This window comes from Streptomyces thermocarboxydovorans, assembly GCF_039524635.1.
Taxonomy (GTDB): domain Bacteria; phylum Actinomycetota; class Actinomycetes; order Streptomycetales; family Streptomycetaceae; genus Streptomyces; species Streptomyces thermocarboxydovorans.
The window spans coordinates 1-10,356 of the sequence record NZ_BAAAGU010000109.1 but is presented as its reverse complement, the minus strand read 5'-3'; the positions used below and the strand labels follow the sequence as shown (position 1 = coordinate 10,356).

12 protein-coding genes and 1 pseudogene are annotated in these 10,356 nt (G+C 66.8%); all 13 read left to right on the top strand.

Annotated elements, in window-relative coordinates; translation table 11 throughout:
* The first annotated feature begins 137 nt into the window (after positions 1–137).
* The 13 genes and pseudogenes from ABD198_RS29830 to ABD198_RS29770 all read left to right on the top strand — a co-directional run bounded on the left by ABD198_RS29830 (position 138) and on the right by ABD198_RS29770 (position 10,168).
* The gene (locus ABD198_RS29830; protein ID WP_344007726.1) at positions 138–794 is read left to right on the top strand and encodes a transposase domain-containing protein; all 657 of its coding nucleotides are present in this window, start codon (positions 138–140) and stop codon (positions 792–794) included.
* Entirely contained in the window at positions 761–1,444 is a 684-nt protein-coding gene (locus tag ABD198_RS29825) for a hypothetical protein (protein ID WP_344007724.1), read from the top strand. The genes ABD198_RS29830 and ABD198_RS29825 overlap by 34 nt, the downstream gene beginning before the upstream one ends.
* 543 nt (positions 1,445–1,987) lie before the next feature.
* Positions 1,988–2,752 (top strand): IclR family transcriptional regulator, encoded by a 765-nt coding sequence (locus tag ABD198_RS29820; RefSeq protein ID WP_344007721.1) that lies wholly within the window; start codon positions 1,988–1,990, stop codon positions 2,750–2,752.
* A 235-nt stretch (positions 2,753–2,987) separates the two neighbouring features.
* Positions 2,988–3,377 carry a transposase family protein gene (locus ABD198_RS29815; protein ID WP_344007719.1) on the top strand — a complete coding sequence of 130 codons (390 nt, stop codon included), beginning with the start codon at positions 2,988–2,990 and terminating at the stop codon, positions 3,375–3,377.
* Positions 3,378–3,448: 71 nt separating this feature from the next.
* Positions 3,449–4,297 carry a transposase gene (locus ABD198_RS29810; protein WP_344007729.1) on the top strand — a complete coding sequence of 283 codons (849 nt, stop codon included), beginning with the start codon at positions 3,449–3,451 and terminating at the stop codon, positions 4,295–4,297.
* Positions 4,290–4,967 (top strand): annotated as a pseudogene (locus tag ABD198_RS29805) (transposase); the annotation flags it as partial. The gene ABD198_RS29810 and the pseudogene ABD198_RS29805, both read left to right, overlap by 8 nt.
* A gap of 231 nt (positions 4,968–5,198) precedes the next feature.
* Entirely contained in the window at positions 5,199–5,618 is a 420-nt protein-coding gene (locus ABD198_RS29800; RefSeq protein WP_344007717.1) for a hypothetical protein, read from the top strand.
* Between the two features lie 82 nt (positions 5,619–5,700).
* Complete coding sequence (locus tag ABD198_RS29795) at positions 5,701–6,720, top strand: ferritin family protein (protein ID WP_344007715.1); 1,020 nt, start codon at positions 5,701–5,703, stop codon at positions 6,718–6,720.
* Positions 6,717–7,013: an MmoB/DmpM family protein gene (locus tag ABD198_RS29790; protein WP_344007713.1), complete on the top strand. Its 297-nt coding sequence runs from the start codon at positions 6,717–6,719 to the stop codon at positions 7,011–7,013. The genes ABD198_RS29795 and ABD198_RS29790 overlap by 4 nt, the downstream gene beginning before the upstream one ends.
* A 15-nt stretch (positions 7,014–7,028) precedes the next feature.
* Positions 7,029–8,561, top strand: a complete 1,533-nt coding sequence (locus ABD198_RS29785) for a YHS domain-containing protein (protein ID WP_344007711.1) — start codon at positions 7,029–7,031, stop codon at positions 8,559–8,561.
* A gap of 5 nt (positions 8,562–8,566) precedes the next feature.
* Positions 8,567–8,887, top strand: a complete 321-nt coding sequence (locus ABD198_RS29780) for a phenol hydroxylase subunit P4 (protein ID WP_344007709.1) — start codon at positions 8,567–8,569, stop codon at positions 8,885–8,887.
* A 1-nt stretch (position 8,888) separates the two neighbouring features.
* A complete protein-coding gene (locus tag ABD198_RS29775; protein WP_344007706.1) occupies positions 8,889–9,254 on the top strand; it encodes a 2Fe-2S iron-sulfur cluster-binding protein in 366 nt (121 codons plus the stop codon).
* Positions 9,254–10,168 (top strand): catechol 2,3-dioxygenase, encoded by a 915-nt coding sequence (locus ABD198_RS29770; RefSeq protein ID WP_344007704.1) that lies wholly within the window; start codon positions 9,254–9,256, stop codon positions 10,166–10,168. Before ABD198_RS29775 ends, ABD198_RS29770 begins: the two co-directional genes overlap by 1 nt.
* Positions 10,169–10,356: the final 188 nt, after the last annotated feature.

Here is a 10,356-nt window from a genome sequence, read left to right as displayed (position 1 = left end):
CCTCGCCTTCCTGGGCCTCGCGGCCGCGCTGACCTGCTACAAGAAGCTCGCCAAAGCCACCACGTGAGACATCCTCTTAGGCGGCTGCGGCTTTGTCAAGTGCATGAACGAAAAGACGGGACCCCTGGTATATCCCTGTGGACGAGACGGGCTCGCGCGAACGGCGCGTGCGGCTGCTGCCGGCCCGGGTAGTGGTGTACTTCGTGCTCGCCCTGGCCTTCTTCGAGCGCTCGTCCTGCCAGGCGGTGTGGGACAAGCTCTGCGCGCAACTGGGCGGGATCGTGGTGGCACGCCCCTGCGCCTCCTCGCTCTCACGGGCCCGCCGCCGGCTGGGCAGCGCCCCGCTGCGCCGCCTGTTCGAGGTCCTCGCCGGGCCGGTGGCCGCCCGGACGCAGACCGCCTCCTTCTACCGCGGCCTGCGGGTGGTGGCGGTCGACGGCACCACCTTGAGCATCCCCGACGAGGAGACCCTGACCTGGCGCTTGCCCAAGCACGTCGGCGAGGTGAAGGAGTTCGGCTACCCGCTGCTGCGCCTGTTGGCCCTGGTCGAGTGCGGCAGCACCCGCGCCCTGCTGGGAGCGGCCTTCAGCCCGGACACGACCGGCGAGCTCGGCTACGCGCACAGCCTCCTGCACCGCCTGGACCGCTCGATGGTGCTGCTGGCCGACGCCTACTACGACGCCTTCGGCTTCCTGGAGGCGGTGACGGGCACGGGTGCGGCCTTCCTGCTGCGCTCGACGCGCGGAAGCGGCGCCCGGCGGTGTGCCATCTTCTGCCGGACGGCTCGTACCTGACCACGGTCTGCGCCGGGAAGTACAAGGCCGGACGCGGCTATGGGCGGCTGGAGGTACGGATTGTCGAGGCCCGGATGACCGTCACGCTGGCCGACGGCACCCGCCGCAGCGAACTGTGGCGCTTGATGACCAGCCTCCGGAACGCCGAACGCTACCCCGCCCGCGAGCTGATCGCGCTGTATCACCGCAGGTGGCAGGCCGAGACCTGCTACTTCTCGTTGAAGTCGACCATCCTCGACGGACGCGTACTGCGCTCACGCCCGGTCCCCGGGATCGAGCAGGAGGTCTTACGCACTGCTCGCCGTCTACCAGGCACTGGTCCGCGTCGCCGGCGGCGTCGTCACCGTACAGCCGGCTCTGCCAGCGCAGAGTGTGAGCCTGATCGTGCTGTTCAACGCCGCCGTCGACCAGATCGTGGCAGCTCGCGGGATCACCCCGACGGACCCGGTGGTCCTGATCGGAGCTATCGGCCGTGCCGCCCAGGCCGGCCTTCTGCCGCCGGGGCGGCGCTGGCGCGTGAAGGCCGCGTCCGCAAGCGCAACAGCAAGTACACCTTCACCACCGGCAAGCATCCGCGGTCCTCCCAGGCCTACGTCCTCGACTTCGAAATACTCAAGGACGGGGGCCTTGACAGCGCCAACACCGGCTAAAGGAAACGGTGTTGACGAGAAGGGACACGACCCCCCCACTCGTGGAGCGTCGGTGTCTGCACGCCGGCGGCGGTCTTGCCTCAACGATGTACGCACGGTCACCGCGGCTCCAGGTCAGCGGCCGAGTCGTCACCGGACACGCGGCGGGTATGTGTAAGGCAAGCAACTTTCTCGCGCTGGGCGGACTGCTTTCGCGCAGAGCGGATTGGTGCGGTAGGGCCCCCTCTTTAACGTTCAGGGTCCGAATGACCCGCATCACAAGAGGGAGAGCCGCAATGTGCCAGATGCGAGTCAGCGTGCGGAGCAAGCGAAGTCCGGTGCGATCGATCGCTGGGCATGCGCCCTCTCGTACAGCCGTGCCTGCTGGGCTCCATCGGTCGAAGTCGGACCTCGCCGCCTCACAGCACGTCATCACCCTGGTTGGTCGGTCCACGTCTGCTTCCTGTGCCGGGCAGCGTCGCCCGAGCAGACCCAACGAACCAACGAACCTCGGACGTCAACACCGAGGGATTGGCGGCATGACCGATGCCTGAGAGGACTCCAGTGACACTCGATCGTACCACCGTCAATGGTTGCGTGAAGTCGGTTTCGACCGCGTTTGAGTTGCTCGACTGCTTCAGAGGCGCTCACGAGCTGGGAGTTTCGGATCTCGCACGACGGCTGGGGGTGGCCAAGAGTACGGTACACCGGCTGCTGACGACTCTGTGCATCAGAGGACTGGTCGAGAAGAACGCCGAGACGGGGCTGTATCAGCTCGGTCTCCATCTATTGGAGCTGGGCCAGTTGGCAGCCAGCAGGTTCCAGCTGAGCCAGTCGGCTCTGCCGCTGCTTGAGGATGTGCGACAGCGGACGGGATGCACGGTCCACCTGGCCGTGCCGGAAGGTGCGGACGTCCTGTACGTGGAGCGACTGCACTCGTTGAACGGCGTGCGGCTGTTCGCCAATGTAGGGCGTCGGTTGCCGGCGCACTGCGCCAGCTCCGGCAAGGCGATAGCCGCGTTTGACCCTGCCTTCGCCGAACTTCGTCTCGCGGCTGGGTTTCCCGCTGTGGCCCCATCGACGATCCGCACACCAGCGGCCTGGGACCGTGCGCTGGACGAAACGCGCCGACGCGGTGTCGCACTCAGCCGCGATGAGGCGACGGTCGGTTTGATGTCACTTGCCGCACCGGTACGTGATCGGGCCGGGCGTGCCCGTGCTGCGATCTCCATCGGCGGACCGGCCCGTGACGTCGCGCACCGCATTGAACGTTCTGCCCCACTTGTCATCCTGGCAGCGAACAAGCTGGCTCGTCATCTCTACCTCTGACTGTTTCGCCACTCGCGCCTATGGAGGCCCAGGGCTCTTGCAAAGTTGAATTCATCTGACGTTTGCGCTGGTCACTGAACCCTTCTCATCTTGTGGTTCACGGGTGATGTCGGCTGGCGGTGGGGTCCGTAACGCGGCAGGGCTCCTGGTTGTCGGCGGCGGCTGAACGCTGGTTCTGGATCACTTTCCGTGCTGGGGCCACGGAGGGTCACGGCAACCGTGATCATGAACGGCCGTGGGTGATGTCCTCCTCCAGGACCTGTGGTTCCACCAGGTCGAAGGTGTTGTGATCGAAAGCGTCGTGCCCGACGGCGAGTTGGTGGCCGTTCAGGCCCGCGCATCAGCGGAGCGGGCGGTGTGTCCCACCTGTGGGACGGCATCGGCCCGGGTGCACAGCCGGTACGTACGTCGGCTCGCGGACAGCGCGGTCGGCGGTCGACCGGTGGTGTTCGAGTTACAGGTCCGGCGGTTCCGTTGCCGCGAACGGGCCTGCTCACAGGCGAGGTTCGCCGAACAGGTGGACGGGCTGACCTTCCGACACGGGAGGCGAAGCACCGGGCTGCAGACGGTGCTGCAACAGGTAGCGGTGATGCTGGCGGGCCGGGCCGGGCCGGCGCCCGCCTGACGGACACGCTTGCGGTCCGGGCGAGCCGATCGACGCTCTTGCGGCTGATACGCCGCCTGCCGGAGCCCGATGTGCACACGCCGCGGGTGCTCGGGGTCGCCGAGTTCGCGCTGCGCAAGGGGCACAACCACGGCACAATCCTGGTGGGCATCGAGACCTGCACCCCGGTCGATCTGCTGCCCGACCGGGAAATCTCGAGGGTGGCCCAGTGGCTCACCGACCACCCCGGTGTCGAGGTGATCTGCCGCGACCGCTCCGCCGCCTACGCCGAAGCCGGGCGGCTCGGCGCCCCGGACGCGGTCCATGTCGCGGACCGGTGGCATATCTGGAAGAACCTGGTCGAGGCCGTCGAGAAAACGGTCATCCAGCACCGTGCCCTGCTGCGCGAGCCGGAGGAGCCAGGCCCGGTTCGTCCCGCACCGGCCGAACAGATCACAGACCTGGCATCACGTTCCGCAGGCGAGCCACGGCAGTCCGGCCGCCTGTCCGACAGGGTCCGCGAGCAGCACGCGGCGGCCGTCCACGCCCTCCTGGACGAAGGGCTCGGGCTGCGGCCCATCGCCCGGCGGCTCGGTCTGGCCCGCAACATTGTCCGCCGTCATGCCCACGCGGCCACCGCGGACGAGCTCCTGGTCGGCCGCTGGACCGGCCGGTCCAGCATCCTTGATCCCTACAAGCCCTACCTGCACCAGCGGTGGACGGAGGGCTGCACCGTCGCCCGCCGGCTGTTCGAGGAACTCCGCGAGCGCGGCTACCCCGGAGGCGAGAGCGTCGTGAAGAAGTACGTGCAGCGGCTCCGCGAAGCCCTTCCCCACGACGATCCGCCCCGCAAAGCCCCGTCCGTGCGGGACGTGACCGGCTGGCTCACCCGCTGCCCCGACCGTCTCGACGACGACCAGGAACAGCAGCTCAAGACGTGAGGGTGCGGATCCTGTGCGCAAGGGCCGGTCCTGGAGCCTGCCACTGGCGGACCGCGTGCTCCTGGTCGCCGCGTACGGGCGCACGCACCTCTCCCTGCGCCAACTGGCCGCGCTGTTCGGGGTGTCCAAGTCGGCGGCCGACCGCATCATCGTCCACCTCGGGCCCGCGCTCGCACTCCAGCAGCGCAAGCGGTTCCGCAAGGACACCGTGCTGATCGTGGACGGCACCCCTGTCCCCACCCGCGACCACACCAGCGCCGAGCAGTCCAGGAACCACCGGTACTCCACCAGCCACCAGGTCGTCATCGACGCCGACACCCGGCTCGTCGTCGCGGCCGGCCGACCGGTCCCCGGCAACCGCAACGACTGCAGGGCGTGGGAGCTGTCCGGCGCGAAAGACGCCGTCGGCAAGACCACGGTCATCGCGGTCGGCGGCTACCGCGGCACCGGCCCGGTCATCCCGCACCGCCGCGAGAAGGGCCGGACCGAACTCCCGGCGTGGAAGGAGGAGCACAACACCTCCCACCGCACAGTCCGTGCCCGCGTGGAGCACGTCTTCGCCCGGATGAAGGGCTGGAAGATCCTTCGCGGCTGCCGACTGAAAGGCGACGGCGTTCACCACGCCATGCTCGGCATCGCCCGCCTGCACAACCTCGTCCTTGCCGGGTGACGCAGAAACCAGCAGGCCACCCGGCACACCAAAGATCATTCACGGCACGGCCCTTAGTCGAGGTTGCGCGGAGACGGTGCCTATCCGCGTGATGGAAGAACGCCAGCCGCTGGCCTGGGGTCGCGTGAGTGTTCCGCGACGCGGAACGTCGGCGGCGGTGTGCGGCGAGATCGGCGCACCGTATCGATGGCGACGGGGACACTGCCGCCGCTTGCTGGTGAGGAGAACGCGATGACGCCCTTCATGGCCCGTGTGGCCGACATCGTCGGCAAACCTCTCGACGAGGCGCTCCAGCCAACGACCAGGCCCAGCGTGCCGAAGCCCGTGGGCGTAGGGGCGGACGACCAGGTGCTGATCAGGTCGCTGGCTGAGCAGTTGGTGTCGGAGGCCAATGCCGTGCTCGCCGACCAGGGTGAGCTGATCACGCTCGAGGACGAGCTTGTCGACGGTTGGCTCGGATTTCGGCTGTGCTACCGCGGCCGCTGCGCACGGGTCGTCACGCGATTCGCTCGCGGCCGCGCCTTGGGCCGGCTACTCGGCGACGGAGTGGGCACCAGCCAGCCCCGTGAGCTGACCAGCCCTGAGGAGGTGGAGCCACTGCTCCTCCTGCTCCTTACTGATCCAGATGTCGCCGCCAGGCCGACGGGCTGAGCGGACCCGTTCCCCATCGCGGAACGACCGCGGCAGACCGTTCGGCGCGCGCGCACAGTCGCAGTCAACCCGAGGAGGAACCGTGCAGTACGAGCTACGCCAGCAGGTGATCGAGCCGCGGCGCAAGACGTTTCAAAACCTCGTCGACCGGTATGGCGACCGCCCGGCGAGTCGGTACGAGGAAGGCACCATCGACGTTCAGGCGACGGAGCATTTCCACTACCGTCCCCTGTGGGACCCGGCACACGAGCTGTATGACGAGGACTACTCCGCACTGAAGCTGACCGATCCGTACTCCTTTACCGACCCTCGGCAGTACTACTACGCGCCATACGTCACGTCGCGTGCGCAGCTGCACGAGGCCTTCGGTAAGACGCTGGAGTACGTCGAGAGCCGCGATCTGTTCGACCGGCTTCCGGAGAGCTGGCGTACGGTGGTGACCCAGCTGATGGTGCCCCTGCGCCACTACGAGTCGGGCGCGCAGCTGGTGACCGTGAACGGCGCCAGGTTCGCGTACGGCACGAGCGTGGAGCAGTGCCTGTCGTACGCCGCCTTCGACCGCATCGGCAACGCGCAGCTGCTCAGCCGGGTGGGCATCGCAGCCGCGGGTGGCACGGCGGACGCTCTCGCCGACGCCAAGCAGGTCTGGGTCGACGATGACAGCATGCAAGGCCTGCGTCGGTTGGTGGAGGAACTGCTGATCGAGCCGGACTGGGCCACTGGGGTCATCGGTTTCGACCTCATCGACCGGCTGCTCTACCCGCTGCTGTATCGCCACCTCGACGAGGTCGCGCTGCTCGGCGGAGCCGGGGCGTACAGCCTCGTGGCGCAGCACTTCACCGCCTGGTTCGCCGACCACCGTCGCTGGCTCGACGCGTTGATCGCCGCGTGGATCGCGGACGAGCAGCACGGTGCGGCCAACCGCGCGGCACTCGGTGCCATCGTGGGCGTGCGCCTGCCGCAGGCCATCGAGTCAGTCACGGCAGTGGCCGCCGTCATCGACGGAGCCATCGATGCAGGCGCTGTCGACGCCGTACGGCGCATGGCCGAAGAGCTCACCGCCGCGCTGGGCGCCGCAACGAACACCGAGGAGACGGCATGACCCCCCCAACCGCCGGCGTCCGCAAGGTCGGAGTCGACCTCCAGGAGGCGACGGAGGACACCCGCCGCGTCGTCGAGGCGATCGAGCGCGACAACCAGGACGCCACCGTCAGCTACCTGCCCGGACTTGTGAAGATCCAGGCCCCCGGACGCCTGGTCGTCCGTAGGGAAACCGTCGAGGACCTGCTCGGCCGTGCGTGGGAGACCCACGAGTTCCAGCTCGCGATCGTCTCGTACTACGGCCATATCGCCGAGTGGGATGACGACGAAATCGTCATCAAGTGGGACCACTGAGGAGAAGGATCAGCGATGGCCAATACGAAGAAGCTCTCCATGAAGCAGCGCTACTCGGCGCTGACCCGTGACCTCGACTGGGAGCCGTCCTACGTGAGCGAGGACGAGCTGTTCCCGCACACGAAGTTCGAGGGCATCAAGATTCACGACTGGTCGAAGTGGGAGGATCCGTTCCGGCTCACGATCGACGCGTACTGCAAGTATCAGGCGGAGAAGGACAAGCGGCTCTACGCCGTGCTCGACGGCTTCGCGCAGTCGCAGGGGCACCTCACTCTCTCGGATGCTCGCTACCTGAATGCGATGAAGCTCTTCCTCCAGGGTGTGACGCCGCTGGAGTACCAGGCGCACCGCCACTTCGCCTATCTCGCCCGGCACTTGGACGGCCCGGGTCCGCGGTTCGCCGCTCTGTGCCAGTCGATCGACGAGCTGCGACACGCGCAGACGGAGATCCACACGCTGTCGAACTACAACAAGTACTACGGTGGCCTGCACTCGTGGAACAAGATGCACGACCGCGTGTGGTACCTGTCGGTGCCGAAGTCATTCTTCGACGACGCGATCTCGGCCGGGCCGTTCGAGTTCCTCATCGCGATCGGGTTCTCGTTCGAGTACCTGCTGACCAACCTGCTCTTCGTCCCGTTCATGAGCGGTGCCAGCTTCAATGGCGACCTGCCGTCGATGACCTTCGGCTTCTCTGCGCAGAGCGACGAAAGCCGGCACATGACGCTGGGCCTCGAGGCCATCAAGTTCGTGCTCGAACAGGACGAGGGCAACGTACCCATCGTGCAGGAGTGGATCGACAAGTGGTTCTGGCGCGGGTACCGGGTCACCGCGCTCGTCGCCGGAATGCTCGACTACATGCTTCCCCGGAAGGTGATGAGCTGGAAGGAGGCGTTCGAGCTCTACTTCGAGGAGCAGATGCTGGGCGGCCTCTTCAAGGACCTGGAGTTCTACGGCATCAGGCCGCCGCGCCACGTCGAGCACGCGATCGCGGAGAAGGACGTGCTCAGCCACCAGGTCTACTGGACGCTGTACTCGTTCTCCTTCGCAGCGGCGTTCACGACCACCGTGCCCGAGGCCGGGGAGCAGGCCTGGCTGGCCGAGCAGTACCCCGACACGTTCAACACGCTCTACAAGCCGCGCTGGGACAAGGCTCAGGAGATCGTCGACGGCGGTGGGCGGTTCTTCTTCCAGGGACTGCCGCAGCTGTGCCAGACCTGCCAGATCCCGATGGTGTTCACCGAACCCGGTGACCCAACGACCATCTGCCAGCGGCACAGCGTCTACAAGAACGAGCGGTTCGACTTCTGCTCCGACGGCTGCAAGTGGATCTTCGACCGGGAGCCGGAGAAGTACGTCCAGGCATGGATGCCGGTACACCAGATCTACCAGGGCAACTGCGGGGGCCCGTCGGTGCCTGAAGTCCTCGCCTGGTACGGCATCCAGGACGGCGACAACGGTGAGTACGCCGGGTCGCTCGACCACCTCGACTGGCAGCGCTGGCACGCGAGCGAGCCGGCGGCCGCCTCAACGACCAAGGGGAGTTGATCACGATGGCTCTGCGAGCGATTGGAACGTACGAGTTCCCCTCGAGCTCCCGGCAGGAGCTGTACGGCGAGGACCAGCTCGTGCATGTGCTCTGGCGGAACAACATGACGTTCTGCGCCGCGGCCTGCTTCCGGGCGCCGAAGACCATGACGTGGGCCGACTTCACCGCCGGGATGGTTGAACCATGGGCAGCGTCGGATCCCGGTTTCGTGCCGGGTTCGGCTCGCGAGTGGACCCTTGACGATGCGCCTTTGTCGCCTGAGCCGCACGAGTCGCTTGCCGATCTCGGCGTCGGGCACAAGAGTCTGCTCACCTTCGAGGCATGACGTGGCGTGGCTGACCGTGGCCGGAGCGGACGTGACCGTGGAGCTGCACGACAGCGAGCCGATCCTCAGTGGGCTCTTCCGCTCCGGCTACGCGTATCGCGTCGGTTGCAAGCGCGGCGGCTGTGGGATCTGCAAGGTCGACCTCGTCGAGGGCGAGGTCGACTACCCGGTGACGGTGTCCGCCGAGGTTCTCACTCCAGATGAGCGTGCTGCCGGTGTGTGTCTGTCCTGCCGGGCGGTCCCCGTCGCCGACTCGGTGATCCGGCTCCGCGAGGACGACCGGCTGCGCTGTGTAGCGCCGTTCCTGGCGGCAGCAGTTCAGGGCGGATCAAGCGACAACACCTCTGTACAGAAGGGAAAGAACTGATGGGTGTCATGCGACTGGGGTACGTGCACACGCGTGTCACGGACCTCGATGAGTCCCGGAAGCACTACGTCGACACCCTGGGTATGCGGGTCGTTGCCGAGGAGCCGGGCAAGTTGTTCCTCAAGGCGTGGGACGAGTACGACCACCACTCAGTCGTCCTCGAGGAAGGCGGCGTCGGGCTGGTCAAGCTCGGCTACAAGTGCGAGACGCCCGACGACATTGCGAAGTTCGAGAACCGCATCCAGGCTTTCGGTGCGGTCACTGAGCGGATGAGCAAGGGCGAGAATCTCTCCGTGGGCGATGGCATTCGTGTCGTGCTGCCGTCGGAGCACGTGCTCGAGTTGTATTCCGAGATTGAATTCGCCGGCACGGAGACCGGGTCACTCAACCCCGACCCGTTCCCGCGTCACCTCGTCGGCGTCGGTGTGCCTCGTATCGACCACACGCTCATCACCTGTGAGGACCCGAGGACGCTCGAGCGGTTCTTCGCCGAGTGCCTCGACTTCAAGCCCTCCGAGCGGGTCGTGACCGGGCTGGATGACGACGCCGAGCTGATCGGCTCGTGGATGTTCTGCACGAACACCCCGCACGACATCGCGTTCATCAAGGGCCCTAACAGCAAGCTGCACCACTTCGCCTACTGGCTCAATGACTGGAACGAGATCCGTCACGCAGGTGACCTGTTCTCGATGGACGACGTGTCCGTCGACGTGGGGCCGACCCGCCACGGCATCACCCGCGGCGAGACGATCTACTTCTTCGACCCGTCGGGCAACCGGAACGAGGTCTTCTCGGGCGGTTACATCACCTACCCCGACTTCCCGACCATCACCTGGACGCCGGACCAGCTCGCGAAGGGCATCTTCTACATCAGCCGCGAACTGAACGAGCGGTTCACCACCGTCCTCACCTGACCTGACAACTTGCGTGGCCGGGGTGCTGAGGGTCGCTCCGGCCACGCATTCCCCCCTCGCCGGGGCACGTGCGATGTCTGCTACGTACACCGTCACCGTCGAGCCGCTCGGTAAGACGGTGTCCTATGTGGTGAGGCGGAGGAGTCGTTTGTAGCAGCAGAGTGCTGCGGCGAGGCCGAGAAAGGCCA